Source organism: Microbacterium murale (assembly GCF_030815955.1).
GTDB lineage: Bacteria > Actinomycetota > Actinomycetes > Actinomycetales > Microbacteriaceae > Microbacterium > Microbacterium murale_A.
This window is the reverse complement of the sequence record NZ_JAUSXK010000001.1, coordinates 1,125,430-1,151,287: the sequence shown is the minus strand read 5'-3', so window position 1 is coordinate 1,151,287 and position 25,858 is coordinate 1,125,430. Positions and strand designations below refer to the sequence as shown.

At 67.4% G+C, this 25,858-nt stretch carries 29 protein-coding genes; 11 read left to right on the top strand and 18 right to left on the bottom strand.

Going from position 1 to position 25,858, the window contains the following annotated elements:
- Positions 1 to 16 precede the first annotated feature (16 nt).
- Positions 17 to 655 carry a bifunctional 4-hydroxy-2-oxoglutarate aldolase/2-dehydro-3-deoxy-phosphogluconate aldolase gene (locus tag QFZ46_RS05655; protein ID WP_307359223.1) on the bottom strand — a complete coding sequence of 213 codons (639 nt, stop codon included), beginning with the start codon at positions 653 to 655 and terminating at the stop codon, positions 17 to 19.
- A 63-nt stretch (positions 656 to 718) separates the two neighbouring features.
- Entirely contained in the window at positions 719 to 1,240 is a 522-nt protein-coding gene (locus tag QFZ46_RS05650; RefSeq protein WP_307359220.1) for a ribosomal protein L7/L12, read from the bottom strand.
- A gap of 70 nt (positions 1,241 to 1,310) precedes the next feature.
- On the opposite strand from QFZ46_RS05650, the gene rlmN reads away from it, so the two are divergent.
- Positions 1,311 to 2,573: a 23S rRNA (adenine(2503)-C(2))-methyltransferase RlmN gene (rlmN, locus tag QFZ46_RS05645; protein ID WP_307359217.1), complete on the top strand. Its 1,263-nt coding sequence runs from the start codon at positions 1,311 to 1,313 to the stop codon at positions 2,571 to 2,573.
- Here the strand turns inward: rlmN and QFZ46_RS05640 are convergent.
- A complete protein-coding gene (locus QFZ46_RS05640) occupies positions 2,522 to 3,157 on the bottom strand; it encodes an NAD(P)H-dependent oxidoreductase (protein WP_307359214.1) in 636 nt (211 codons plus the stop codon). The two genes, rlmN and QFZ46_RS05640, sit on opposite strands and share 52 nt — an antisense overlap.
- A 65-nt stretch (positions 3,158 to 3,222) precedes the next feature.
- Between QFZ46_RS05640 and QFZ46_RS05635 the strand changes: the two genes are divergently transcribed.
- On the top strand, positions 3,223 to 3,783 hold the full coding sequence (locus tag QFZ46_RS05635; RefSeq protein WP_307359211.1) for a TetR/AcrR family transcriptional regulator: 561 nt from the start codon (positions 3,223 to 3,225) through the stop codon (positions 3,781 to 3,783).
- Positions 3,784 to 3,865: 82 nt separating this feature from the next.
- Positions 3,866 to 5,419: a DUF4407 domain-containing protein gene (locus tag QFZ46_RS05630; RefSeq protein WP_307359208.1), complete on the top strand. Its 1,554-nt coding sequence runs from the start codon at positions 3,866 to 3,868 to the stop codon at positions 5,417 to 5,419.
- Positions 5,420 to 5,436: 17 nt separating this feature from the next.
- Here the strand turns inward: QFZ46_RS05630 and QFZ46_RS05625 are convergent, their stop codons facing one another.
- Positions 5,437 to 5,970, bottom strand: coding sequence for a TetR/AcrR family transcriptional regulator (locus tag QFZ46_RS05625; protein WP_307359205.1), 534 nt, complete (start codon positions 5,968 to 5,970; stop codon positions 5,437 to 5,439).
- A gap of 114 nt (positions 5,971 to 6,084) precedes the next feature.
- On the opposite strand from QFZ46_RS05625, the gene QFZ46_RS05620 reads away from it, so the two are divergent.
- Entirely contained in the window at positions 6,085 to 6,702 is a 618-nt protein-coding gene (locus tag QFZ46_RS05620; protein ID WP_307359202.1) for an NAD(P)H-dependent oxidoreductase, read from the top strand.
- A gap of 13 nt (positions 6,703 to 6,715) precedes the next feature.
- Here the strand turns inward: QFZ46_RS05620 and QFZ46_RS05615 are convergent, their stop codons facing one another.
- Positions 6,716 to 7,066 carry a hypothetical protein gene (locus tag QFZ46_RS05615; protein WP_307359200.1) on the bottom strand — a complete coding sequence of 117 codons (351 nt, stop codon included), beginning with the start codon at positions 7,064 to 7,066 and terminating at the stop codon, positions 6,716 to 6,718.
- A gap of 19 nt (positions 7,067 to 7,085) precedes the next feature.
- Here QFZ46_RS05615 and QFZ46_RS05610 point away from each other — a divergent pair, with 19 nt between their 5' ends.
- Complete coding sequence (locus QFZ46_RS05610; protein WP_307359196.1) at positions 7,086 to 8,543, top strand: aminotransferase-like domain-containing protein; 1,458 nt, start codon at positions 7,086 to 7,088, stop codon at positions 8,541 to 8,543.
- A gap of 21 nt (positions 8,544 to 8,564) precedes the next feature.
- On the opposite strand, the gene QFZ46_RS05605 is transcribed toward QFZ46_RS05610, so the two are convergent.
- From QFZ46_RS05605 to QFZ46_RS05590, 4 genes are read right to left on the bottom strand one after another with little or no spacing between them, the layout of a single operon-like run.
- Positions 8,565 to 9,458, bottom strand: a complete 894-nt coding sequence (locus QFZ46_RS05605) for a carbohydrate ABC transporter permease (RefSeq protein ID WP_307359193.1) — start codon at positions 9,456 to 9,458, stop codon at positions 8,565 to 8,567.
- A complete protein-coding gene (locus QFZ46_RS05600; protein ID WP_307359191.1) occupies positions 9,455 to 10,405 on the bottom strand; it encodes a carbohydrate ABC transporter permease in 951 nt (316 codons plus the stop codon). The genes QFZ46_RS05605 and QFZ46_RS05600 overlap by 4 nt, the downstream gene beginning before the upstream one ends.
- 2 nt (positions 10,406 to 10,407) lie before the next feature.
- Positions 10,408 to 11,721: an ABC transporter substrate-binding protein gene (locus QFZ46_RS05595; RefSeq protein WP_307359189.1), complete on the bottom strand. Its 1,314-nt coding sequence runs from the start codon at positions 11,719 to 11,721 to the stop codon at positions 10,408 to 10,410.
- Positions 11,722 to 11,765: 44 nt separating this feature from the next.
- Positions 11,766 to 12,986: an aminotransferase class V-fold PLP-dependent enzyme gene (locus QFZ46_RS05590; protein ID WP_307359186.1), complete on the bottom strand. Its 1,221-nt coding sequence runs from the start codon at positions 12,984 to 12,986 to the stop codon at positions 11,766 to 11,768.
- Positions 12,987 to 13,171: 185 nt separating this feature from the next.
- Here QFZ46_RS05590 and QFZ46_RS05585 point away from each other — a divergent pair, with 185 nt between their 5' ends.
- Positions 13,172 to 13,858, top strand: coding sequence for a FadR/GntR family transcriptional regulator (locus QFZ46_RS05585; protein ID WP_307359183.1), 687 nt, complete (start codon positions 13,172 to 13,174; stop codon positions 13,856 to 13,858).
- A gap of 54 nt (positions 13,859 to 13,912) precedes the next feature.
- Positions 13,913 to 14,926 (top strand): aldo/keto reductase family protein, encoded by a 1,014-nt coding sequence (locus QFZ46_RS05580; RefSeq protein ID WP_307359180.1) that lies wholly within the window; start codon positions 13,913 to 13,915, stop codon positions 14,924 to 14,926.
- A gap of 105 nt (positions 14,927 to 15,031) precedes the next feature.
- Here the strand turns inward: QFZ46_RS05580 and QFZ46_RS05575 are convergent, their stop codons facing one another.
- The 6 genes from QFZ46_RS05575 to QFZ46_RS05550 all read right to left on the bottom strand — a co-directional run bounded on the left by QFZ46_RS05575 (position 15,032) and on the right by QFZ46_RS05550 (position 19,262).
- Complete coding sequence (locus QFZ46_RS05575) at positions 15,032 to 15,538, bottom strand: glycine cleavage system protein R (RefSeq protein WP_307359179.1); 507 nt, start codon at positions 15,536 to 15,538, stop codon at positions 15,032 to 15,034.
- Between the two features lie 117 nt (positions 15,539 to 15,655).
- Positions 15,656 to 16,717, bottom strand: coding sequence for a PLP-dependent cysteine synthase family protein (locus QFZ46_RS05570; protein ID WP_307359177.1), 1,062 nt, complete (start codon positions 16,715 to 16,717; stop codon positions 15,656 to 15,658).
- A gap of 22 nt (positions 16,718 to 16,739) precedes the next feature.
- Positions 16,740 to 17,027, bottom strand: a complete 288-nt coding sequence (locus QFZ46_RS05565; RefSeq protein ID WP_307359175.1) for a hypothetical protein — start codon at positions 17,025 to 17,027, stop codon at positions 16,740 to 16,742.
- Between the two features lie 30 nt (positions 17,028 to 17,057).
- Positions 17,058 to 17,894, bottom strand: coding sequence for a GntR family transcriptional regulator (locus QFZ46_RS05560; protein ID WP_307359173.1), 837 nt, complete (start codon positions 17,892 to 17,894; stop codon positions 17,058 to 17,060).
- On the bottom strand, positions 17,895 to 18,293 hold the full coding sequence (gene rbsD, locus QFZ46_RS05555; protein WP_307359171.1) for a D-ribose pyranase: 399 nt from the start codon (positions 18,291 to 18,293) through the stop codon (positions 17,895 to 17,897). It lies immediately after the preceding gene.
- Positions 18,294 to 18,317: 24 nt separating this feature from the next.
- On the bottom strand, positions 18,318 to 19,262 hold the full coding sequence (locus QFZ46_RS05550) for a ribokinase (RefSeq protein WP_307359169.1): 945 nt from the start codon (positions 19,260 to 19,262) through the stop codon (positions 18,318 to 18,320).
- Between the two features lie 148 nt (positions 19,263 to 19,410).
- Between QFZ46_RS05550 and QFZ46_RS05545 the strand changes: the two genes are divergently transcribed.
- The gene (locus QFZ46_RS05545) at positions 19,411 to 20,079 is read left to right on the top strand and encodes a transaldolase family protein (RefSeq protein ID WP_307359167.1); all 669 of its coding nucleotides are present in this window, start codon (positions 19,411 to 19,413) and stop codon (positions 20,077 to 20,079) included.
- A gap of 16 nt (positions 20,080 to 20,095) precedes the next feature.
- Here QFZ46_RS05545 and QFZ46_RS05540 read toward each other — a convergent pair whose 3' ends face one another.
- Positions 20,096 to 20,782 (bottom strand): FadR/GntR family transcriptional regulator, encoded by a 687-nt coding sequence (locus QFZ46_RS05540; RefSeq protein ID WP_307359165.1) that lies wholly within the window; start codon positions 20,780 to 20,782, stop codon positions 20,096 to 20,098.
- A gap of 47 nt (positions 20,783 to 20,829) precedes the next feature.
- Between QFZ46_RS05540 and QFZ46_RS05535 the strand changes: the two genes are divergently transcribed.
- Positions 20,830 to 21,738: an amidohydrolase family protein gene (locus QFZ46_RS05535; RefSeq protein WP_307359163.1), complete on the top strand. Its 909-nt coding sequence runs from the start codon at positions 20,830 to 20,832 to the stop codon at positions 21,736 to 21,738.
- A 135-nt stretch (positions 21,739 to 21,873) separates the two neighbouring features.
- Here the strand turns inward: QFZ46_RS05535 and QFZ46_RS05530 are convergent, their stop codons facing one another.
- Positions 21,874 to 22,626: an SDR family NAD(P)-dependent oxidoreductase gene (locus tag QFZ46_RS05530; RefSeq protein ID WP_307359161.1), complete on the bottom strand. Its 753-nt coding sequence runs from the start codon at positions 22,624 to 22,626 to the stop codon at positions 21,874 to 21,876.
- Complete coding sequence (locus QFZ46_RS05525) at positions 22,623 to 23,483, bottom strand: fumarylacetoacetate hydrolase family protein (protein ID WP_307359158.1); 861 nt, start codon at positions 23,481 to 23,483, stop codon at positions 22,623 to 22,625. Before QFZ46_RS05525 ends, QFZ46_RS05530 begins: the two co-directional genes overlap by 4 nt.
- A gap of 124 nt (positions 23,484 to 23,607) precedes the next feature.
- On the opposite strand from QFZ46_RS05525, the gene QFZ46_RS05520 reads away from it, so the two are divergent.
- On the top strand, positions 23,608 to 24,903 hold the full coding sequence (locus QFZ46_RS05520) for an L-fuconate dehydratase (RefSeq protein WP_307359155.1): 1,296 nt from the start codon (positions 23,608 to 23,610) through the stop codon (positions 24,901 to 24,903).
- Positions 24,890 to 25,852, top strand: a complete 963-nt coding sequence (locus QFZ46_RS05515; RefSeq protein WP_307359153.1) for an aldo/keto reductase — start codon at positions 24,890 to 24,892, stop codon at positions 25,850 to 25,852. Before QFZ46_RS05520 ends, QFZ46_RS05515 begins: the two co-directional genes overlap by 14 nt.
- Positions 25,853 to 25,858: the final 6 nt, after the last annotated feature.

Sequence of the window (25,858 nt, the reverse complement as noted above, 5' to 3'; positions counted from 1 at the left end):
TGTCCGGCAGCTCGGATCAGCCGCGTACGGCGGCGAGCGCTGCGGCGAAGGCCTCCGCGCGCGCCGTGAGGTCGGCCCAGTCGCCGGTCTTGATCGATGCGGAGTTCGCGAGGTCGCCGCCCGCGCCGACGGCCACCGCGCCCGCGGCGAACCACTCGGCGAGGTTGTCGGGCTTCACGCCGCCGGTGGGCATGAGCGGAGCATCGGGGAACGGTCCGCGCAGTGCTCCGAGGTAGGAGGGGCCGCCGAGAGAGGCGGGGAAGATCTTCACGACGTCGACACCGAGCGCGAGCGCACCCATGACCTCGGTCGGTGTCATGGCACCGGTCATCACGACGCGGCCGGTGTCGAGCATGGCGCGGGTGAGATCGGGCAGCGTCCCGGGGCTCACCAGGAACTCGGCTCCTGCGTCCGCGGCGGCCGTCGCCTGTTCGATCGTCGTCACGGTGCCGGCACCGACATAGGCGGCGTCGCCGTGGCGGGCGATGAGCTCGCGGATCACGGCAGGAGCATCGGGTGTCGAGTAGGTGACCTCGATGCCCGCGACGCCGCCGCGGATGATCGCCTCGGCGGCGTCAAGCGCCGACTCGGCGGAAGGTGCGCGCAGTACGGCGAGGACGCCGGTTGCGCGGGCGCGGGCGAGACGGTCGGTCATGGAAAGCTCCTCGATCGGTGGTGATTCCATTCTCGTGCATCCCCGAATGCTGTAGTGACAGGTTCAGTTCGCGTTGCCTCGCGGAACCCAGGCGTCTATGCGGTCTTTGGCCTCCTTGAGACCGACTCCGGTCGCCGCCCGAAAGAGCTTGATCGCGTGGATCTTCTGATCTGCGGCGACGAGATGGTCGATCTGCGCGATGATGTCGGGGGGCAGCACGCCGCGGGGGGCGGGCGGCGGCACGGCAGCCGTCGGTGAGGCGAGGTACGGGGCGAATCGACGCTGGGCGACGCTGACTCCGTTCGGCCAGGTGTCGATGAGGTTCTTCGCCTCCGCGAGCCCGAGGCCGGTCTGCTCACGCATCAGCTTGATCGCCGTGATCTTCTGACCCTGCGAGAGAAGCCGTTCGATCTCGTGCGCGGCCTCAGCTGTCACCGCGGTCGGCTGGGCCGCGGGCTGAAGCGGGCCCTGCCCGGCGGGATGGATCGAAGGCGCTTCAGGGCGCATCGAGCGCAACGCGTGACGAACCCACAGAACCACGACGACGATCACGACGATGAAGCCGATGACGATCAGGATCTCCATCGCGCCATTCTAGGAGGCGGCGCATTCGACCCCAGCCGCTTCCCACCCGCCACCGCGTACCCTTGGAAGCATGACTGAGTCCTCCCGCATCCGCTCGACGGGTCCCGCACGCCCGAAAACGGATGCCGCCACGCAGGTGCGCCCCCGTACCGAAGGCTGGACCCAGAAGAAAGACGAGAGCGGACGTCCGCTGCTGCAGTTCGCGAGCCCCAAGCGCGGCAAGCCCCCGGTGCACCTCGCCGACCTCACGGTCGAAGAGCGCATCGAGAAGGTCAAGGAGCTCGGCCTCCCGGGGTTCCGCGCGAAGCAGCTGTCGACGCACTACTTCACGCACTACACGTCCGACCCCGCCGAGATGACCGACCTCCCCGCAGCCCAGCGCGAGGAGCTCGTCGCCGGGATGCTGCCGCCGCTGCTCACCGAGGTGCGCCGTCTCGAGACCGACAAGGGCGACACGATCAAGTTCCTCTGGCGACTGCACGACGGTGCTCTCGTCGAGTCGGTGCTCATGCGCTACCCCGGCCGGATCACGCTGTGCGTGTCGAGCCAGGCCGGCTGCGGCATGAACTGTCCGTTCTGCGCCACCGGCCAGGCCGGGCTCACCCGCAACATGTCGTCTGCCGAGATCATCGAGCAGATCGTCCGCGCGAACCGGCTGATCGCCGAGGGTGGTCTCGGCGGCAAGAAGGCCGACGACCACAGTATGGAGCGCGTCTCCAACATCGTCTTCATGGGAATGGGCGAGCCGCTCGCCAACTACAAGCGCGTGATGGATGCCGTGCGCACGATGGTCGCAGAGCAGCCGCACGGCCTCGGCATGAGCGCTCGTGGCATCACGGTGTCGACGGTCGGCCTCGTCCCGGCCATCCGCAAGCTCGCCGACGAGGGCATCCCCGTCACGTTCGCGCTGTCGCTGCACGCCCCTGACGATCACCTGCGCGACGAGCTCATCCCGGTGAACTCGAAGTGGAAGGTCGATGAGGCGCTGGATGCCGCGTACGGGTACTACGAGAAGACCGGCCGCCGCGTCTCGATCGAGTACGCACTCATCAAGGACATGAATGACCACGGGTGGCGCGCCGACCTCCTGGCGGAGAAGCTCAACGCCCGCGGGCGCGGCTGGGTGCATGTGAACCCCATCCCGTTGAACCCGACCCCGGAGTCGGTGTGGACGGCATCCACCCGCGAGGTCACGAACGAGTTCGTGCGCCGCCTCAACGATGCCGGCGTGCCGACGACCCTCCGCGACACCCGCGGCAAGGAGATCGACGGTGCATGCGGTCAGCTCGTCGCGACCACCGAGGACGAGGCCGCGTCCGCGGCGATGGCCTGAGGGTTCGGCCGATCGGCGTCTCTCCGAGCATCTGACGCCCCGGTGCGCTCCACGCCTTCGAGCCATCTCGCGATCTTGGCATCGTCGGCGCCTTGGACGCCGAGCAGGCGATGCACCTGGAAAGGTCGGACGCCGCAGAGCTTCATGGTGTTCTTCGCGACGTGCGTGGCGGCGGGGAGCCCGAGGACGGGAGCGGCGTACCACGGAGTGTCGGCGAGGAGGAACATCCGTCCGCGCCGCCCCTTGAGCAGTCCCTCCGGGAGCCCGTGCGAGTTGTAGCGGTACTCCTGCTGAGGCAGCAGGGCGCGGTCGAAGAAGCCCTTGAGCAGAGCCGGAACTGATCCCCACCACAGCGGAGTCGTGATGATGATCGTCTTCGCCTCCCGCATGGCCCGCTTCGCGTCTGCGAGGTCAGGTTCCAGAGGCATGCGCTGTCGATAGCCGAACCGCATGTGCGGATCGAACTCGAGGTCGCGAAGCGCGAGCAGCCGAGCATTCCCATATCCGGCGACGTAGCGCTGCGCCAGGGATGAGGTGAGGGATTCCGCGTCTGGGTGGCCGTCGATGACGAGAGCGGACGACATGGATGATTCCTATCTTGACACTGTCTAATTGGTGGACACTGTCAAGATAGGAAAGAATGTTGCTCATGTCAAGTTCGAAGACCGGCTATCACCACGGTGACCTGGCGCGGGCACTCGAGGTTGCAGCCATGCAGCTGCTGGAACGGACGCCGGCCGCCGAGATCAGCCTTCGGGAAGTGGCGCGCGCAGCCGACGTGAGCCACAACGCGCCGTATCACCACTTCACCGACCGACGAGGTCTGCTGAAGACGCTTGCCGAGCGCAGCATGGCCGAACTCGTCGACACTGTTCGTCGGGGAGCGGTGGCGAGCGATCCCCGTGGAGAGCTCGTCGGGGCGGGGGGTGCATACATCCGCTTCGCGGCCGAGCATCCGAATTCCTTCGACGTGATCTACGATCCGACGGTCTGCGTACCGGGCGCGCCGACGGAGATCATGGCGCCTCTCATCGAGGAACTGGAGGCTGTCCTGGCGGCCGCCGCGGTGGCGAACGGGCTCGATGCGCCCGAGGATGTCGCCGCGTTATGGGGTCTCGCGCACGGGCTCGGCACGCTTGCGGCCGCCGGGCACCTGACGCTCGACGCTGCGCTGGCCGCGCTCGATGCGGCTGTCGATCGGCTCGTCTGATCGCTTCGCTGCGCCCGAACCTGTGAACGTCATCCAGGAGTTTTGCACTGAGTCCACAGGCGACCTTTCGTAAGTTGTCCTGATGCCCTACTCCGCCCATCGACCGGGTCGACTCGACTCGCAGGGTCAGATCATCCTCGACGACGACTCGAACGTCGACACCGATGATCTCGACTTCCTGCGCGAGTTCGAACCCACGGGTTCCGACTCGACGCCCGCTGCCGACGAATCCACGCCCGTTGACGAAGCACCCGCAGCCGACTCCACGCCCGTCGATGACGAGCCATTCATCGGGGCGACGCCTCAGCGCCCGACTCCGGTGGAGCCCGATGCCGCACCCACTGCTGCAACGCGGGTGAAGCCCGCCCGCAAGCAGCGCGTCCGCCGGCCGCGTCGTCCTCGCACACCGGGTTCGCGCTTGCGCACGCTCGCGATCCTGGGCGGTGCAGACGGAGAGATCCTCGACCGGGTCCAGGGCGAGACCTCGCGCTTCGTGCAGATGTTCTTCGTGCTCGCCGGCACCGCTCTCGTCTCGGCGATCTCGATGCTCTTCGCTCTCACGACCGGTGTGCAGGCGATCATCTGGTTGGCGATTCCTCTAGCGCTCGTATGGGCCCTGATCATCTTCAATCTCGACCGCTTCCTCACTTCGACCATGACGTCGACGCGGAACATCTGGAAGCTCATCGGGCTCGCCATCCCGCGCGTGATCATGGCCGTGATCATCGGCTTCGTCGTCGCAGAGCCGCTCGTGCTGCAGATCTTCCACAACGACATCTCCCGCGAGGTCGCCGCGACGAACATCGTCCAGGCGCAGTCCGACCAGGAGGCCCTCGAGTCGGGCCCGGAGAAGTTGGCACTGGATGCCGCATCCGACCGCGTCGCGACGCTGGAGAATCAGGCCGCGACAGGGATCGTCGCCGGCACCGACTCCTCATCCGCCAGTGAATCCGCCGCCCAGGCGACCGTCGACGATCTCAACGCCAAGATGACCGAGCAGCAGGCCGTGATCGATCAGGCGCGTGCGCTGTACCAGTGCGAGCTCACCGGTGAGGGCGCGGGTACCGTGCCGGGCTGCACCGGCGTGAACGGCGAGGGTGCGAGCTCTGATGCCGCAGAGGCGCAGCTCGCGCAAGCGCAGCAGACGTATGACGCGCTCGCCGCACAGCAGCGCGACGCGAACGATGCGCTGGAGTCCGCCGGTACCGCCGCGAAGGAGAACACCTCGGCGTCCGAGTCGCAGAACCGCGAGCAGGCGAACTCGCAGCTTCCCGCCGCGAGGGACAGCTACGACCAGGCGCTCGCCGCGTACAACGCGCGGGCGGATGCCGTGGCAGGCGGCAATGCCGGAGCCACAGGGCTGCTGAGCCAGATCAGCGGTCTGAATCGTCTTTCCGAGAAGGAGCCCGCGATCCTGTGGGCGCACTGGCTCATCGCCGCGCTGTTCTTCATGATCGAACTGCTGCCGGTGCTCGTGAAGGTTCTCACCAGCTTCGGCGAGCCGACGCTGTACGAGCGGACGGTCGCGATTCGGAAGCAGGTGGCGCTCGACAAGGTCACCGCCGACGGATTCCGAGACCGCGCGCAGATCGTGACGGAGCAGTCGACCCCGCATCCGACTCCGCAGGCGACCTGAGCATCAGGCCGAAGGAGTCAGTCCCTGCCCGCAACGGTGACGATCAGTGCGGCGAGTTCTTCCTTCGCCTGGGCGGCGGGCAGGGCCGCGGCCACCGCCGCCTGGGAGAGGGCGTCCGCTGCACCGAAGACGGCGGTCAGCGAGGCGGGTCTCATCCCGCCTGCACCGCTGTACGGTGCGAGGATCTCGCGGCATCGCTCCGCGTATGCGCGCTCGGATTCGCGCTTGACCTGCTCGAGCTCCGGCGAGCCCTCCAACGCGGCGAGCACGCCGGTCAGCTCCCGCCCCTGAGCGAGCGCGCACTCGACGTAAGAGTCCGCGATGGCGCTCGCGCGGCCGTGCAGAGTCGTGTCGGCGGCGTTCAGGTACTCCTCGAGCATCGCCGTCTGGCGATCGTCGAACTCCGTGAAGAGGGCGGCCAGCAGAGCGGCGCGGGAGGCGAAGTGACTGTAGACCACGGGTTTCGCGACGCCGGCGCGCTCAGCGAGTCGGCCGAGGGTCAGCGCATCCGCCCCCTCGGATCGGACCAGCGCCCACGAGACTTCGATCAATTGGCTGTGCCTGTCGGCGCGAGACAATCTCCGTCGAGTCACCCGACGCCTCCTCCGCTTATGTACTATTGGTAACCTACGCTTCGTACATAACAACCTTACCGGAGGAAGTCCATGAGCAGTCTCGTCGTCGTCTCGCATGCCGATCGCACCTCGCTGACCCATAACGCCGCCCGTGCCGCATTCGATGCGATCCAGGCTGCGGGCGGCGAAGTCGAATTCGCCGACCTCGCGGCCGAGAACTTCGACCCGCGATTCACGGCCGCGGACCTGGACCTGTACCGCGGCAAGGGCGGGGTGCCGGATGAGATCGTCGCCGAGCAGGAGCGGGTCGACCGTGCAGACCACTTGATCCTGGTGTTCCCGATGTACTGGTGGTCGATGCCTGCGCTGCTCAAAGGGTGGATCGACCGCGTCTTCGTCGGTGGGTGGGCGTACGACGCAGCGCCGGGGGCCGCGCAGTTCGGGATGCTGGATCGCCTGACGATCCATCTGGTCATCGTCGCCGGCGACGATGCGGAGAGCTTTGAGCGGCACAGCATTCCCCAGGCCGTCAGTACCCAGATCGAACGAGGAATCGTGACGTACTCCGGCGCGACGCACGGGTCGACGACCTACATCTACGAGTCCGACACGAAGCACCGTGACCTCCTCGCCGCCGAAGTGCGCGAGCTCAGTGAGAGGATCGCAGTGCGCACGGTCGGTCGCACGGGCGCCGGCGTCCTGGCTTGACCGACGATCGTCTTCAGCGCCCGATGGCCTGTGCGTGCGACCGGGATGCCGTGGCGCCGGAGGCGACCTCGCCGAGTGTGCGCGCGCGCAGCGCCGGGTGAGCGCGAGAATGCAGAGCGATCGATCGCACCAGGCTGACGATCGCGGGCGAGCGCGACTCGCGGATGCCGGTGATCGCCGCCCCGCGCCCGACGGCCCAGTGGTGGCCAGTGAGTGCCTCCTCCAGCAGGAGCAGCGGTTCCCGCAGGTCGACGTCGCCGAGGCGATCGTCGTCCTCCGCGAACCAGTCCAGCAGCTCCTCAATAGTCCAATCACTCGAAATTGGCCCAGTGAATGGTGAATCTGTCGTGATCGAGTGGTTCATTGGACCAGAATGAACTCTCATGAGCGCAGATGGCAGGGCCAATCAACGGCTGGTGGACCATCGGACGGCCATAGTCGATTCCGCAGCCCTGGCCGCCAGGCTCGGACGCTGGTCGCATGGCGACGGCACGCTGTCGGCACAGCTCGCACACCGCATCCGATCCCTCGCCGAGACCGGAGAACTGCGCCCAGGGGATCGCCTGCCCGCCGAGCGTGCGCTCGCGGCGGCGATCTCGGTGTCGCGCGGGACCGTCGTGTCGGCCTACGCGGCACTCGCCGAGCAGGGAGCGGTGGAGCGGCGCCAGGGCAGCGGTACACGCATCGCGGGGTCGTCCGCCGCGCACGCGCGCGACAACGGACGCGGTGGACGCGGCGAGGCGCTCTTCTCAGCGCTGCCCGACGCGATCGATCTGCTGCGCACGGTGCCCCAGATCCCCGACGCGGCGGTCGCGATCATCCGCGCGCACGAGCCGCGCCTGGATCTCGCGCTGATTCCGGAGACGGATCCGGCCGGTTTCCCGATGCTCCGTGCGCAGATCGCGGACCTGCTGACAGCCGAGGGCACTCCGACCACGCCTGAGCAGATCCTCGTGACCCATGGCGCCCAGCAGGCCATCAGCCTGGTCGTGAACGCGATGGTCGGTCCTGGCGACGTCGTGCTCGCCGAGGAGGTGACCTGGCCGGGAGTGACGGACACCGTCGGACTGCGCGGGGGCAGCGTGCACGGCATCGCCATGGGAGAGGACGGTCTCGACGTCGCCGCGCTGGAGGTGGCGATGGCGCGGATGCGTCCGGCGCTGGTCGCCCTGAATCCGCACCATCAGAACCCGACCGGCACTCGACTGTCCGCCGCCTCGCGCACGCGCGTCGCCGATCTCGCGGCACAGTACGGTGTGCCGATCATCGAGGACCGGGTCGTGGCTGGGATATCGTTCGACGGCGTCGTGCCGCCGACGCTCGCCGCCGAGCGGCCGGATGCTCCGGTGATCGTCGTCGAATCCCTCTCCAAGTGGGCGTGGGCAGGGCTTCGGGTCGGATGGCTGCGCGCGGATCCGGTGCTGGTGCGCCGCTTGCGCGGTGCACGCCAGTTGGCCGACCAGTCCACGAGCGTGCCCGCCCAGCTGCTCGCGAGCGATCTGCTCGAGCATGCGGCTGAACTGCGGCGTGAGATCTCGGCCACGCATCAGGAGAGGCTGCGTCTGCTGCTTCGACTCATGGACGAGCATCTGCCGGACTGGACGTTCCGCGAGCCGCGCGGCGGACTCGCGCTGTGGGCGGCGCTGCCCGTCGGATCGGCGGACGCCCTGGCGCGCATCGCGGCCGTGCACGGCGTCGCCGTCGCCGGCAGCGCCGAGTTCGCCGCAGGTGCCTCGCCGGACGATCACATCCGCCTTCCGTTCACCGCGCCGGATGCCGTGCTCACAGAGGGCATCCGGCGCCTCGGCGAAGCGTGGCGGGAGTATCGCGAGCTGCTGTGATGCTGAGACGCCGGCGCGGCCCTACTCCTTCACGGCTCCCGCCGTAAGGCCCTGGACGATCCACTTGCTGGCGAGGGCGAACAGCACCATCGTCGGGAGGATCGTGACGACGGCCGCAGCCGACATCGAGCCCCAGTCGACGTTGAACGTCGAGATGAAGCCGTTCAGCGCCGCCGGTACCGTGCGGTTCTCTTCGGAGTGCATGAGCACGACCGACAGGAACAGCTCGTTCCAGCAGTTCACGAAGTTGAAGATGAACGCCGCGATGATGCCCGGGGTCATGACGGGGACCAGCACGCGGAACAGCGCGCCGAGGCGTGAGCATCCGTCGATCATCGCCGCCTCCTCGAGCGCCACCGGCACGTTCTCGAAGAAGCCGCGCAGCATCACGGTGGAGAACGGGATGCAGATCGCGATGTACACCAGGATCAGGCCGAACTTGTTGTCGACCAGACCCAGGTCGGCCATCATCGAGTACAGCGGTCCGAGCGCGATGAACGCGGGGATCATCTGCGTGAGCAGGAAGGCGATCAGCACCGCGCCCTTGCTGCGGAACTCGAAGCGCGCGATCACGAAAGCGCTCAGCAACGCGATGAACGTGCTCGTGGCACCGGCGACCAATGCCACGATCGCGGAGTTCGCCAGGAACACCCCGAAGCTGCTCGTCTCGAACAGGTTCGCGTAGTTCTGCATCGACGGCTGGCTCGGCCAGTACTCGATCGGATACACGTTGACCGTGGCCGGCGCCTTGAACGACGTCAGCGCGATCCAGTACAGCGGGAACAACGTGATCAGCAGCCAGACGGCGAGCCCGACGAATCGCAGGATGCCGAGGCCGGAGACCTTCTTCTTGCGCCGTCCGGGCGGCCGCTGACGCGTGCCGGTCGGAAGGACCATCTGTGCGGTGGCGCTCATCGGTTCGCCCTTCTCATCGCCAGCAGGTAGAAGGCGCAGAACACGAACAGGAAGCCGACGACGATCAAGCCGATCGCACTGGCGATGCCGTAGTTGCCCTGCTGGGTGTAATTGATCATCCAGGTGGTGATGATGTGGGTCTGGTTCGCCGGACCGCCCCTGGTCATCGCCCATATGATGTCGGGGAAGTTGAAGATCCAGATCACGCGCAGCAGCACCGTCAGCATCAGGGTCATCCGGATGTAGGGGATGATCACCGAGAACAGCTGACGGAGCTTTCCCGCGCCGTCGAGGCTCGCAGCCTCGAGCATCTCGTCCGGTACCGACTGGAGGGCGGCGAGGATCATGATCGCGAAGAACGTCACGCCGTACCAGATGTTGGCGACGATCACTGCGACCATCGCGAGCTTCGGATCGGCCAGCCACGGGAGCGGGGCATCGATGAGCCCGGCCTTCATCAGCAGGTCGTTGATGACGCCGAATTCGGCGTTGAACATCCAGCGGAACAGCATCCCGATCAGGAAGCCGGACACAGCCCACGGGAAGAACACCAGCGCCTGGTAGACGCCGCGGAAGCGGAATCGGGTGCGAAGTGCCAGGGCGATCAGGAAGCCGATGACGAACTGCGGCACCAGGGAGCCGACGACCCAGAGCACGGAGTTCCACGCGACCTGCGGGAAGACGGGGTCGCTGAAGATGCGCGCGAAATTGTCGAAGCCGACGAAGGGCGTCGACGTCAGGTCCCAGAGGTTCCAGTCGTGGAACGCCATTCGGATGCCCTGCAGCATCGGATAGTACGTGAACCAGCAGACGAAGAGGATGGCGGGGGCGAGGAAACCGAGGATCGTCCACGCATGCCGGCTGCGGAAGACACGCTTTCCCGGCCGCGCCGGGGCGGCTCCACCGGATTCACCGGTGGAGCGCCCCGAACGTGTCAGCAATGTCATGGTCAGCCCTTTTCAGAGGCGTACTTCTCGACCCAGTACGCATCCCACGACTCGAGCAGTTCCTTCGTGGTCATGTTGCCCAGCAGCACGTTCTGCACGTCCTGGTCGGACTTCTGAATCCACTCGCTCCACCAGCTCTCGCCACGCGGCTGCTGCACGTTGACGTAGGTGTCGGGGTTCTCGGTCATCGTGACGTAGCTCGTCCACGGGCCGGTCGAGTAGAACTCGTCGTCGGATGCTGCGGCGATGATCGGCACGAGACTGTTGGCCTGTGCGAACTCGGTGGCAGGCTCGGCAGAGGAGAGGAACTCGACGAGGTCGACGGCGGCCTCTTTGTGCTCGCTCGCCTCTGCGACTCCCCAGCCGGCGACCGCGAGCGGCTGTGCCGCCTTGCCGTCGGGGCCGGTCAGCAGCGGCGCGGTGTCCCACTGGTCCTCGGTGAGGTTCGACTCCTGCACGGTGGCGATGACCTCTGGATCCTGCAGCAGGAAGGCGGTCGAGCCGTTCGTGAAGCCGGCGACCATCTCGGGGTAGCCCCAGGAGACGGCAGAGGGTGGTGAACCCTGCTCGAACAGGTCGAAGTACGTGTCGACGGCATCCTGCGCCTCTGGCGCCGCGAAGATCGTCGAGCCGTCTTCGAGGAGGAAGGCGTTGCTCGGGTCGAGGTCGTCGACGAGGTACGCCTCGATGGCGGCGACGACGTTTGTGTTGCCGTTCTGGCCTCCGCGGAACGCGTAGCCGTAGGTGTTGTTCGCCGGATCCTGGATGGCGGATGCCTGCTCGAGCAGCTCTTCCCAGCTCGTGGGCGGGCCGTCGAAACCGGCCTCTTCGACGAGGTCGGTGCGGTAGAACAACGACAGGCCGTAGAAGCCGTACGGGATGAAGTAGCTCTCGCCGTCGCCCTCGGCTGCGGCCTTGGCGTTGTCGGTCAGGGCATCCCAACCGTCCCAGCTCGCGAGGTCATCGGTCATGTCGTACAGCCAGCCGTTGTTCGAGAACGGGCCGACGGTGATGTCACGCACCTCGAGCACGTCGACGCCGGAACCGGACTGCAGCATCTGCTGAATGGTCTGGTCGGCCTGCTCGGTCGGCGGTGAGACCAGCTTGACCGTGACGCCGGGGTTGGCTGCTTCGAAGTCGTCGAGCAGCCCGCGCAGCAGCTCGGTGCGAGCGGGGTTGGTCAGGCTCTCGACCATCTGCAGTTCGACGTCACCGCCCTCTGCGGAGGATTCGGAGCCGCCGCCCGAACATGCGGTCAGTGCCAGCAGGGCGACCGTGCCCACGCCGGCGATCGTCGTCAGACGAGTGCGCTTCATGACGTACCTCTTTCGTGTGTGGTGCTTGTTCTCGGGGATTCGGATCAGGATGCTGCTGCCTCGGCCGCGCGGAGGATCTCGGGGATGCAGCGCTCGACGTAGGCTTCGAAGTCGCTCACCTCGGTGTAGAGGTGGACGGAGAGGCGGTAGTAGCCGCGGCCTTCGAAGCTCGTGAACGCCGTCTCGACGCCGACGCGGTCGAACAGCGTCATCCGCAGTTCGTCGGCTTCTTCGCGGGTCTTACCGAGTCCGTCGGGAAGACGGATCAGTCGCATGGCATCGGCGGCTGCGGGGAGCCGGACGAGGGCGTCCTCCGTGACATAGGGCTGCACGGCGTCGGCGATCATGCGGGCCCCGACGTCGGCGAACTCGCGCATCGTGTTGCGGGTTCGTTCCCAGGTGTACTCGCGCTCGATGAACTCGATCGCGGCAGGAGTGCTGATGTACGTCGTCGCGTCGATCGTGCCCTGCGTGTCGAAGCGGCCGGGGAACGGCTCAGCTGCTCCCCAGGAGTCGATGAGCGGCCACAGCTCCTGGCGGTCGGGATCGGTCGTGACGAGCACGGCGGATCCGCGCGGGGCGCAGGGCCATTTGTGCAGATTGCCGAACCACCAGTCGCCGCCGCCGACCGTCGCGGCATCGGCGACGAGACCGGGCGCGTGCGCGCCGTCGACGAGCACACGGATGCCGCGCTCCCGTGCGAGTGCGCTGATCTCCGCGGTCGGGAGCACACGGGCGGTGGGCGAGGTGATCTGATCGACCACGATCAGGCGTGTGCGCGCGGTGATCGACTGGCGGAACAGCTCGACGACCTCTTCGGCGCCGGCGAACAGCGGGATGTGCACGGCGCGCACATGGGCGCCGAAGCGTCGCGCAAGACGGGCTGCGCCCATCGTGATCGCACCGTAGCCGTGGTCGGTCACGAGGATCTCGTCGCCGGTGGCGAGGCGCAGGCTGTTGTAGACGACCGTTGCCGCCGCAGACGCGTTCGGCACGAACGCCGTGTCCTCTGCGCGGGCGCCGACGAAAGGGGCTACCGCGGTGCGAGCGTCCGCCACGTGCTCTGCGATGCGGGGGAACCACCCGACGGGGCTGCGATCGGCTTGCGCGCGCAGCTCGTTCTGATGCTCGACGACCTCGGTCGGGACAGCGCCGAAGGAGCCGTGATTGAGGTGGATGATCTCAGGATCGAGAGGCCAGGCATCACGGGCACGCATGCCTGATGCCAGCTGCACCGGGGCGATGGTGGATGTCGGCTGCTGCATGTTGCCTCGTTCGGGGGGATCATCTGAAGGGGAACTTGTTGCACAACTTTGCCACACAGTGCCCGGAATGGCGATCCTGAGACGTATATTTAGCAAAGTCGTAATACAACTTGGTACATCGGTGTCTGCACGGCAGACTCCGAATGTGAGTCGGCGCTGCACAGCGCCCGGGGGAGAGCAGGCGTATGGGCGCGATGGAGACGGCGCTGCACGGACTGCGTGCATTGATCGCAGACGGCGACCTGCGCCCCGGCGACCGGCTGCCCAGCGAGGGCGAGCTGTGCGAACGGCTGGGCGTATCCAGAGGGCCGCTGCGCGAAGCCATCCGCACACTGTCGGCGCTCGGCGTGATCGACACGCGGCACGGTTCGGGAAGCTACGTCTCCGAGCTGCACGCCGCCGACCTGATCAAAGGGCTCGGTCTCACCGTCGGCCTGCTGCCGTTGGACTCGATCATCGAACTGTACGAACTGCGCCGCGCTCTCGAGGCGCATGCCGCGAGCCTCGCGGCAGCCAGGGTCGACGCCGAGACGATCGCGCGACTGGATGATCTGCTGGATCGCTTGGAGGCCGTCACGGACGATGAGGCGCTCTCCGAGCTGGACAACGAGTTCCACTCGGCGATCGCCGACATCGCAGGCAACGACGCGCTGGCCACGCTGCTCGATGTGCTCCGGTCGCGCTCGCGGGCGTACCGGATCTTCACCACCGACGACGCCGCGCAGATCAAGCTGCTCTCCGACGCGGGGCATCGATCGATCCTGCGCGGTCTCGAAGCGCGCGACCCTGTGGCTGCGTCAGCTGCGGCGGCCGGACACGTCGCACAGACCGAGTTCTGGTTGCGCAAGCATCAGTCGTCGCCGCAGGGATGACGCACTGCGACGAAGCCGACCCTTGTCGTTTCTTCAGCCGCTAGCGTTGTCGTCATGGTCAACTATCGCTATCTCGGCAACAGCGGTCTCAAGGTCTCTGAGATCACCTACGGCAACTGGGTCACACACGCCTCGCAGGTCGGCGACGACGCTGCGGTGAAGACTGTGCATGCGGCATTGGACGCCGGTATCACGACGTTCGACACCGCTGACACGTATGCGAACACCGCCGCCGAGGTCGTCCTCGGCAAGGCGCTCGAGGGCCAGCGCCGTGAAGGACTCGAGATCTTCACGAAGGTCTACTTCCCGACCGGTCCCAAGGGCCCGAACGACACCGGCCTGAGCCGTAAGCACATCCTCGAGTCGATCAACGGATCGCTGAAGCGCCTCGGCACAGATTACGTCGACCTGTACCAGGCGCATCGCTTCGACTACGAGACCCCGCTGGAGGAGACGTTCCAGGCGTTCGCCGACGTCGTCCGGCAGGGCAAGGCGCTGTACATCGGCGTCAGCGAGTGGACCGCGGAGCAGCTGCGCGAAGGCCACGCCCTCGCCAAGCAGCTCGGCGTGCAGCTCATCTCCAATCAGCCGCAGTACTCGATGCTGCACCGGGTGATCGAGGGCAAGGTCGTTCCGGCATCCGAAGAGCTCGGAATCTCGCAGATCGTCTGGTCGCCGATGGCGCAGGGCGTTCTCAGCGGGAAGTACCTGCCCGGCCAGCCGGTTCCGGACGGCTCGCGCGCGACCGACCCGCACAGCGGCGCCGACTTCATCAAGGGCTTCCTGCGCGACGAGATCCTCACCGCCGTGCAGAAGCTGGGGCCGATCGCCGAGCAGGCCGGCATCTCGATGCCGCAGCTCGCGATCGCCTGGGTGCTGCAGAACAAGAACGTCGCGGCGGCCTTGGTGGGAGCATCCCGTCCTGAGCAGCTCGCCGAGACGGTCAAGGCGTCCGGCATCACGCTCGATGCCGACACGTTGACTGCGATAGACGCTGCGCTCGGCGACACGGTCAACCGTGACCCCGAGAGCACCTACTCGGTCTCGCCGAAGTCGCGCCTGGTCTGAGCTTCCTCCACCGAGACCCCAGGTTCTCGTCGAGACCCCAGGCTACTGACGTCTATAGCCTGGGGTCTCGGCAGCAATGTGGGGTCTCGGCGACGTGCCGGGTGGTCACGTCAGGGTGATGTCGACCTGCAGCTCGGATGTGAGGCGCTCGAGGTCGGCGCGCAGCGCGTCGAGGTCGGCGGATGCCGGCACCTCTGCCGTCACGGACGCCTCGAAGAGGCGGCCCCCGGCCATCGCGGCATCCTTCGTCTCGGTGGCCATGTCCTGGATGCTGAGTTCGTGGGCCTGCAGCACCGCAGAGACCTCGCGGACTATGCCGGGCCGGTCGTTGCCGAGGATCTGAAGGGATACCGGTCGTGCGGTGCCGACGGCGGTGTCCGATCCCGTGTGCACGGCGACCGTGAGCAGGCCGTCGAGGGCGCGCAGTTCCGACGTGAGCTCGTCCTCGAATTCGGGCGTCACCGACACCTGGATGACGCCGGCGAAGACCCCTGCGAGTTCGCTGAGCTGGCTGTTCTCCCAGTTGCCGCCGTGGCCGTCGACGACATCGGCGACGGCGGCGACGAGGCCGGGGCGGTCGGATCCGGCGACGGTGAGGATCAGAGTGGTCATGCCGTCAGCGTAGTCCGGCCCGCACAACTCCGGAGGAACTGCCCGAATCTGCGGCCTCGAGTCCGAGATCCTGCGGATCCGCGGAGAATCTCCGGAGTTATGCGGGCAGTCCGGCGCTCATTCGTTCCAGGCGCCCGTCTCGAGGAACTCGTCCATACGCGCGCGATGGGGGGCGAGGTCCCAGCCCTGAGAGGCGACCCACTCGTCGGAGTAATAGGTGCCGGCGTAGCGGGCCCCGCCGTCGCAGATGAGCGTGACGACGCTGCCCTTCTTTCCGGAAGCGCGCATCCGCGCGATGAGCTGGAACGCACCGACGAGGTTCGTCCCCGTCGAGCCGCCGGCCCAGTGCAGGGTGCGCTCCTTCAGCAGGCGAATGGCGGCGATCGACGCGGCATCAGGGATCTGCAGCATCTCGTCGATCACACCGGGCACGAACGACGGCTCGACCCGCGGGCGCCCGATGCCCTCGATGCGGCTCGGAGTACCGGTCGTGTAGTCGGCTGCGCCAGTGCTCCAGCCGCCGTAGAAGGCGGAGCCCTCGGGATCGACCACGGCGACTCTGGTCGGATGCTGGCGGTAGCGCACGTATCGACCGAAGGTCGCACTCGTGCCTCCGGTGCCGGCGCCGACCACGATCCAGTCCGGGATCGGATGCCTCTCGCGCGAGAGCTGACTGAAAACGCTCTCGGCGATGTTGTTGTTGCCGCGCCAGTCGGTGGCCCGCTCGGCGTAGCTGAACTGGTCGAGGTAATGCCCGCCGCATTCGGCGGCCAGGCGCTCGGCCTCGCTGTACATCTCCGGTGGCCGGTCGACGTAGTGGCAGCGCCCGCCGTAGAACTCGATGAGCTCGATCTTCTCCGGGCTGGTCGAACGCGGCACGACCGTGACGAAGTCGAGTCCCAGCATCCGTGCGAAGTACGCCTCAGACACTGCAGTCGACCCGCTGGACGCCTCCACCAGCGTGGTGCCCTCGTTGATGCGTCCGTTCACCAGGCCGTAGAGCAGCAGTGAGCGGGCGAGGCGATGCTTGAGCGAGCCGGTCGGATGAACTGACTCGTCTTTGAGGTACAGGTCGATGCCCCACTCGACCGGCAGGGGGAAGACGTGCAGGTGGGTGTCGGCGCTGCGGTTGGCGTCTGCTTCCAGCAGGGAGATGGCGTTGCTGGTCCAGGAGGTCATGGATCCGAGCGTAGCCGCGTCATCAGTCGGTGAAGATCAGCGCCCGAGGGTGTTCTCCGCCGAGCGCGGTGTTCGAGTGCCAGGTCTGCGGTGCCGCCTGCATGGAGTTGCTCCACGCGATGCCGCCGGCGATCAGTGCAGCCAGCACGAGCAGGGCGGCCACGACGATCATCCAACGTCGGCGCTTCTTCGGCGGGCGGATGACGGGCGCCGGCTTCGTCAGAGGGCCGGGAACCGGACTCGGGCGAGTGCTGAGGTCAGCCAGCGGCGGCGCTGGATCGCCATGCGGGTGGTGCTGCTCGTCGACCATCATCATCCCTTCCGAGGAAAGCGATCGCCCTCAGAGAGAGACTGTACCGGCTCGCGAGGTTCCGCCGTCGCCGTCGACGTGCAGGAGCGACGCCTGCGACTGCTCCTGGCGCAGTTGGAACTCGAACCGTGACCGGTCCCCGCGATGCAGTGCGATGAAGTACTCGATCGGAATGCCCTGCGCGTCGCGGCTGATGCTGCGCAGCCGCAGCAGAGCCGAGCCGGCGCTGACACCGAGCTGCTGGGCCTGGTCGTGCGTCGCGACAGTCGCCTCGGCAGAGCGCACGCCGTCGGTCGCGCGGATGCCGTGCTCGGCGAGCACACGATACAGCGAGGCCTCGGAAAGATCGACGTCGAGGGTGAGGGCACCGACGGCATCCGGCATCCAGGTCGTGGACAGCGACCACGGCTCGCCGTCCACGTGGCGGAGTCGCTCCAGTGCGATGACGGGAGAGCCCACCGGCACCTCGAGAGCCGCGGCGACATCGGAATCGGCCTCCTCGCGCTCGTGACGAAGGATGTCGCTGTGCACGTGACCGCCGCGTCGCTCGACGTCGTCGAACAGGCCGATCAGTGTGTGGACCAGTGCTTCGCTCGTGCGCGGCCTGGACACGAAGGTGCCCTTGCCCTTGACGCGTTCGACGAGTCCTTCATGCTCGAGTTGGGCGAGCGCCTGACGCACGACCGTGCGTGAGATGCCGTACCGCTCGCACAACCGGTGCTCACCGGGAAGCGGATCGCCTGGTTGCAGTCCGTCCCTGGTGATGCCGTCGACGATCAGCTGACGCAGCTGGTCGTACATGGGAGCCGCCGAGTGGCGGTCGATCGCGTCGGTCGGGGCCGGTCGGGCCGGAGCGGCGGCGGCCATCTAGTACGCCACCCCCGCGTGCAGGATGACGTTGGCGTACGGGGTGAACTCGCCGGAGCGCACGAAGGCCCGCGCGTCATGCGTGCGCTTCTTGAACTCGACGTGCGGCACCAGTTCGATCTCGATGCCGGGCAGTCGTTCACGGAGGCCGGTCAGCACCTCGGGGCTCTGGTCGGCGATCTCCGCGGACACCGTCGCACCCTCGACGACCAGCTCGGCGAGCACGGTGTCGAGCACATCGAAGAACGCCGGCGCGCCGGCGCGATAGGCGAGGTCGATGCGCTCTGATCCGGGCGGGATCGGGAGCCCGGCATCCGTCACGACGATGAGGTCGGTGTGCCCCGTCTCGCTGATCACGCGCGAGAGTGCAGGATTGATCGTTGTCGCGGTCTTTCGCATGCGGTTCTCCTGGATTTCTGGCGGTCAGACTCTTGATGCCAGGAAGGCATCGACATCGGCGCGGAGCGGCAGACTGGGGGAGGCGCCCTGCTTTGTGACGGTGAGGGCACCGGCCGCCGTGGCCAGTCGGACGGCATCGGGCAGGGACGCCCCGTTCGCCAGCGCGGCGCCGAGGTACCCGGCGTAGGCGTCGCCGGCCGCGGTCGTGTCGATGGCCTCCACCGGAAGCGGCGGCACGAGTGTCGCGCCGTCGGCTGTGACCACGCACGAGCCCTGTGCGGCGAGGGTGATGACTGCGGCGCCGACGCCGTGATCGAGGAACCAGCGTCCGGCTTGTTCGGCGGTCTCGGCATCCGTGACCTCGATGCCGCTGAGCACGGATGCCTCCGTCTCATTCGGGGTGACGATGTCGATGTTGCCCCACACCTCGGCGGGCAGCGGTGCAGCGGGCGCGGGATCGAGGATCACCGTGAAGCCCAGTTCGCGGCCCCTGGCGGTGATGTGCGCGGTGAGTGCCGACGGCGTCTCGAGCTGGGTGAGCAGCACGGATGACGTCGCAGCGAGCGCGTCAAGCGCCGCGTCGATCTGCCCGGTGTTCAACTCGGCGTTGGCGAGCGGCACCATCACGATGTCGTTCTGCGCGGAGGCGTCGACGCGGATATGCGCGACGCCGGTCGGGCCCTTCACCGTGCGCAGATGCGTGAGATCGACGCCGGCATCCGTCAGCCCGTTCACGACGAGGTCGTGGAAGAGGTCGTCGCCGACGCATCCGACGAAACTCGTCCTGGCGCCGGCGCGGCCCGCCGCCACCGCCTGATTGGCACCCTTGCCTCCGAGCATCAGGGTGAACTGATCTCCGAGTATCGTCTCGCCGCGCGCGGGAAGGCGCCGGGAGAACGTGGTCACGTCCGCCGTGACGCTGCCGACGATGACGACGCCGGTGCGTCCTTCGGGGGGTGAGAGGGTCATGGGGCTCCTGATCTTCTTCGACACTCGTCGTCTTCGAGCGCGTATTCGGCACGCGTCGTCGACGGCGCTTTGACACGGGCCGAGTCCTGTCATTACATTAGCCGAATCCGAACCTGTAACGACAGGTTCGCCCCAAGGAGTCGATCCCATGTCTGCCAACGCCATCGCCCCGCGCCTGTACGTCGACAGCGCAGACACCGGGCGGGTCTCGCGGCTGCTGGCGGCGCGGGTGGTGCATGGCGTGACCACCAACCCCACGATCCTCGAGCGCGGCGGTCGTGCGGCGGCCGAGATCCCCTCGTTGTACGAACGGTGGGAGTCGGAGGGCGCGAGGGAGATCTTCTTCCAGACCTGGGGCGCCACTCGTGAGGAGCTGCTGCGCAACGCCGAGACGCTTCGCGCGGTCGGCGATCGAGTGGTCGTGAAAGTGCCGGCGACCGCCGAGGGATTCGCCGTGGCATCCGCTCTCGTGTCCGATGGCGCGACCGTGCTCATCACGGCCGTGTACTCGGTCGCTCAGGCGCTCGCCGCGGCGAGCATCGGTGCGACGTACATCGCGCCGTACCTCGGCCGGCTGAGGGATGCCGGAGTCGACGGCGACGCTCTGATCTCCGAGATGCAGGCCGTGTGCGCCGGAAGCGCGACGAACGTGCTCGCCGCGAGTCTGCGGTCGGCGGACGACATCGTGTCGCTGCGGCTGGCCGGCGTGCCGTACTTCACGGCCGCGCCGGACGTGCTGGATCAGATGCTGCTGCACCCGGTGAGTGACAGCTCGGCGGTGGAGTTCGACGCCGCGATGGGCCGCATCGGGGCCTGATTCGGACGCTCGGGCACTACGCCTCGGTGACGGCCGCCGCCTGGCGCAACCAGCGCTCGATGCCAGCGATGTGCGCGGTGGCCAGCGACGTCGCGAGGTTCGGATCGTGCTGCGCGATCGCCTCGGCGATGCCGCGGTGCTCCGACAGTGTCCGCTCCACAGCGCCCTGCTCAGTGAGCCCCCGCCAGATGCGCGCGCGCACGGTCTGGCCGCTGAGGCTCTCGATGAGACTGGCGAGATAGGTGTTGCCCGCCATGCGGACGATATCGCGGTGGAATCGGATGTCGTGCTCGACGAGGGCATCCACGGAGACGTCGGAGTCGATCCCGTCCAACTCCGCGTGCAGTGCTTCGATCGCCTCCGCGGTGCCGAGTGTGGCGGCGATCCCGGTGGCCTGGGATTCCAGCATGCGCCTGACCGCGAAGATCTCGAGCAGCGAATCGTCGTCGTGCATATCGGCCACGAACGAGATCGCCTCGAGCAGCAGGTGCGGTTCGAGGCTGGTGACATAGGTGCCGTCGCCGCGGCGCACGTCTAGCACGCGGATGACCTCGAGCGCCTTCACCGCCTCGCGCATGGAGTTGCGTGAGAGCCCGAGGCGTTCGGAGAGCTCCTTCTCCGGTGGAAGTCGGTCTCCCGGCGACAGCTCGCCGGACACGATCATCGCCTTGATCTTCTCGATCGCCTCGTCGGTGACAGCCATGATCGTCATCCTAGCGATTGATCGGATGTCTGGGGCAGGATGGTGCCATGCGCGTTCTCGATTCACATCTGCACCTGTGGGATCCATCGCTTCTGGACTACCCGTGGCTGGCCGGTCCGCTGCTGGCGCGGTTCGCCGCGGATGAGATCGTGGACGCCGTCGGTGCTGGCGACGGCGAGCGCGGTTTCGTCTTCGTGCAGGCCGATTGCGTCGAGGAGCAGTATCTCGACGAGATCGACTGGGTGGCCTCGCTCGCCGAGCAGCTGGGGGTGCGCGGGATCGTCGCCGGGGCGCGACTGGATCGTGGCGACGCGACCGTCGCGTATCTGGATGCCGCGACCGGCTCCCTTGACACCGAGGGGGAGCGGACGCTGGTCGTGGGAGTCCGGCACCTGCTGCAGGGCGAGCCTGAGGGGTTCGCCGGGAGGTCGGCATTCCGCGCAGGCGCGGAGGCGCTGGTCGAACGGGACCTGGCTTTCGACGCGTGCGTGCGGGGAACGGCGCAACTACGCGATGTCGGGGCACTCGCTGCGGCTCTGCCGGAGCTTCGAATCGTGCTCGATCATCTCGGCAAGCCCGCGGTAGGAACGGCCGAGGCGCCATTGCCGCCCACGTCGGACTGGACGGATGCGATCGCGGAGATCGCCGCGCACCCGCAGGTGTTCTGCAAGCTCTCGGGCCTGCCTGCAGAGGCCGGTGGCTCGTGGAGCGCCGAGCAGTTGGAGCCGTTCTTCGACGTCGCGCTGAACGCGTTCGGACCGGATCGGCTGATGGTCGGCAGCGACTGGCCGGTGTCGGCGGTCACGGCATCCGGCTGGAACGGTGGGGATGGCGTCTCGCTGGATGCCGGTGCGATCGGCGTATGGACGGATGCCGTGGCATCCTGGGCGACCGCACGCGGTCTGGATGTCGACGCGATCATGTGGCGCAACGCCGAGGGCTTCTACCGGGTCTGATCCGGGCGCTTTCGTCGAGGCGACCTCTGGACGTCGAAGCCCCCTCCAGCGTGCGTCGACACAGGGGGCGTCGGCGGCGAGAGGGGGCGTCGGCGGCGAGAGGGGGCGTCGGCACGAGGGGCGACCGCTGCAGCGCTACTCCGTGCGCAGGCGCAGCTGCGCCATGCCGCCGTCCACCTCGATGAACGTGCCGGTCGTGGAAGCCGCGGACGGGCCGACCAGATACGCCACCGCTGCGGCGACCTCGTCGGGCGAGACCAGGCGCCCGTGCGGCTGACGCGCCTCGAGCGCCGCGCGCTCGGCGCCAGGATCTGCGGCCTGGCCGAGCAGGCGGCCGACCCATGGGGTGTCGGCGGTGCCGGGATTCACGGCGTTGACGCGGATGCCTTCACGGAGATGGTCGGCCGCCATGGCGCGGGTGAGCGCGGACACGGCACCCTTCGACGCCGTGTAGAGGGCACGCTGCGGCAGGCCGGTCGAGGAGGCGATGGATGCCGTGTTGCACACCGCCGCGGCGGGCGACTGCCGCAGCCACGGGAGTGCTGCCGAGGTCACGCGCGCGATGCCGGTGACGTTCACCGAGAGCACACGCGCCCACTCGTCGTCGTCGTTCGCGCTGATGTCGCCGACAGCGCCGATGCCCGCGTTGTTCACGACGATGTCGATGCGGCCGAATTGCTCCGCGACGGCGGCGATCGCGGCATCCACACTCGCCCGGTCCGAGATGTCTGCGGTGAACGCGGCGAAACGCTCGTCTGCACCGGACATGTCCCGATCGAGCACTGCGACCTGGGCGCCGTCTGCATGCAGCCGAGCGGCTATCGCCGCGCCGATGCCGGAAGCTCCGCCGGTCACGATCGCGACGAGTCCCTCCAGTGGCGTGCTCATCGGGATGCCTCCCATGCCACGAAGTTCTGCCGCTGACTGCCGAGGCCGTCGATGGAGATCTCGACGACGTCGCCGGCCTTCAGATACGGGTACTTGCCGGACAGTGCGACGCCCTGAGGGGTGCCGGTGAGGATGAGATCGCCCGGCTCGAGCGTCACGTACTGCGAGAGGTGGTGCACGATGGTGCGCACGTCGAAGATCATGTCGGAGGTGTTCGAGTCCTGGCGCGGTTCGCCGTTCACGAAGCTCTTCAGGATGAGGTCGTCCACGTCGACCTCATCCGGGGTCACCAGCCAGGGGCCGGTCGGGTTGAACCCGGGCGCGATCTTGCCCTTGGACCACTGTCCACCGGAGACTTCGATCTGGAAGGCGCGCTCGGAGACGTCGTTCGCGACGACATATCCGGCGATGTGAGCCTCGGCTTCCTCGGGCGAATCGAGATAGGCCGCTCGTGCGCCGATCACGATGCCGAGTTCGACCTCCCAGTCGGTCTTCTCGCTGCCGCGGGGGATCGTCACGTCGTCGTTCGGCCCGACCACGGTGTTCGGGGTCTTCAGGAAGATGATGGGGATCTTCGGAGGCTCGGAACCCGACTCCGCTGCATGCGCGGCGTAATTCATGCCGATGCAGATGACGGCGCTGGGTCGCGCGATCGGTGCACCGATGCGGAGGTCGGCGGCGCCTTCGAGTTCGGGGAGCTCGCCGGCGGCGCGTGCGGCAGCCACGCGCGCTCGGAAGTCGCCGGAGAGAAAGTCTCCGTTGACATCGGATGTCACCGACCGGAGGTCGAAGTGTCGATCACCGTCGACCAGGACGGGAATCTCGGATCCAGGGGCGCCAAGCCGCGCGAACTTCATGGTTCTCCTACCTCATCGGGGAGCCGCCGACTGACGGCACGTCTGATTGACAGTATAGACATCCGATGTTTACACTCCAAGAGATCCGTGCAGAATACTCGTGCTGCGCGAGGAGAGGAATCCCGTGAGCCGCATCGTGGCACTCGACACCACCGATATCCGCTTTCCCACATCGCTGAGCCTCGACGGCTCGGATGCGATGAACCCCGATCCTGATTACTCGGCGGCGTACGCGGTGATCCGCACGGATGCCGAGGACGGCATCGAAGGGCACGCCTTCGTGTTCACGATCGGCCGAGGAAACGACGTGCAGGTCGCGGCGATCGATGCGCTCGCCGGGCATCTTGTCGGGCGTGAGCTCGAGGCCCTGCTGGAGGACATGGGCAGCACCTTCCGCGACATCATCGGCGACTCCCAGCTGCGCTGGCTGGGCCCTGAGAAGGGCGTGATGCACATGGCCATCGGCGCCGTGATCAACGCCCTCTGGGACATCAAGGCCAAGCGTGCGGGCCTGCCGCTGTGGCAGCTGCTCGCCAGGATGACGCCAGAGGAGCTCGTCTCGCTCGTCGACTTCCGCTACCTCACCAACGCGCTCACTCCAGAGGATGCGCTGGAGATCTTCCGAGCCGGGGTCGCCGGAAGAGAAGAGCGCGAGGCCGAACTGCTCGCCTCGGGCTACCCGGGATACACCACGAGCCCCGGATGGCTCGGCTACTCCGACGAGAAGCTCGAGCGCCTCGCCCGTGAGGCTCTCGCCGACGGCTTCACGCAGATCAAGCTCAAGGTCGGTGCCGACCTCGACGATGACATCCGCCGGTTCCGCAAGGCGAGAGAGGTGGTCGGTCCCGACTTCCCGATCGCGATCGACGCCAACCAGCGTTGGGAGGTGTCCGAGGCGATCGAGTGGGTGAACGCGCTTGCCGAGTTCAACCCGGCCTGGGTCGAAGAGCCCACGAGCCCCGACGACATCCTCGGCCACGCCGAGATCGCCCGCGGGATCGCACCGATCCGCGTCGCGACGGGCGAGCATGCGCAGAACCGGATGATCTTCAAACAGCTGCTGCAGGCGAACGCCATCGAGGTCATGCAGATCGACGCCGTGCGCGTCGCCGGAGTGAACGAGAACATCGCGAACCTGCTGCTCGCCGCCAAGTTCGGCGTTCCGGTGTGCCCGCACGCCGGCGGCGTGGGACTGTGCGAGGCGGTGCAGCACTTGTCGATGTTCGACTTCGTCGCAGTGACCGGCACCCGCGAGGGCCGACTCATCGAGTTCGTCGATCACCTGCACGAACATTTCGTCGTGCCGACCGACATCAAGGGCGGCTCGTACATGGCGCCGACCGCTCCCGGTGCCAGCATGGAGATGAAGGCGGAGACCATCGAGAAGTACACCTGGAAGGGCGAGCATGTCATCGGTTGAGCTGCAGCTGCCGGCGCTCGGATACGGAGCAGCGAACGTCGGAAACCTCTTCCGCGAACTCTCGGATGACGAGGCATGGGCCGTGCTGGAGGCGGCGTGGGAGAGCGGCGTCCGCTACTACGACACCGCGCCGCACTACGGTCTCGGTCTGTCGGAGAAGCGCCTCGGCGCGTTCCTGCAGACCAAGCCCCGTGACGAGTTCGTGGTCTCGACCAAGGCCGGACGGCTGCTGCGGCCCAACCCCGACTTCGACGACGGTCTCGACACGGCCCACGACTTCTTCGTGCCGGATGACCTGCAGCGGGTGTGGGACTTCTCGGATACCGGCATCCGCACGTCCCTCGAAGAATCACGCGAGCGGATGGGTCTCGACCGGATCGATCTCGTGTTCCTGCACGATCCGGAGCGCAACGACCTCGATCTCGCGCTCGCTGAAGCCTTCCCGGCCCTCGAAGCGGTGCGCGCCGAGGGCGGCGTGCAGTCGATCGGCATCGGATCGATGGCATCCGATGCTCTCGCGCGCTCGGTGCGTGAGGCCGACCTCGACATCATCATGATCGCCGGCCGCTACACACTGCTCGAGCAGCCGGCCGCAGTCGACGTGCTTCCGGCGTGCCATGAGCGCGGCACCGGTGTGGTCGCGGCATCCGTGTTCAACTCCGGCCTGCTCGCGAAGGCCGAGCCGACGCGCGACAGCCGCTATGAATACGGCGGTGTGCCGGATGAGATCTGGGCCAGGCTGCAGCGCATCGTCGCTGTATGCCGCGCGCATGATGTGCCGCTTCCGGCGGCCGCCATCCAGTTCCCGCTTCGCGAGGCCGCGACGCGATCGGTCGTACTGGGCAGTTCACGCCCCGAGCAGGTGCGACAGAACGCCGAGCTCGCCTCTCTCGCGATCCCCGACGAGTTCTGGGCCGAGCTCGTCGCCGACGGCCTCATCCCCGCCTGATACCCG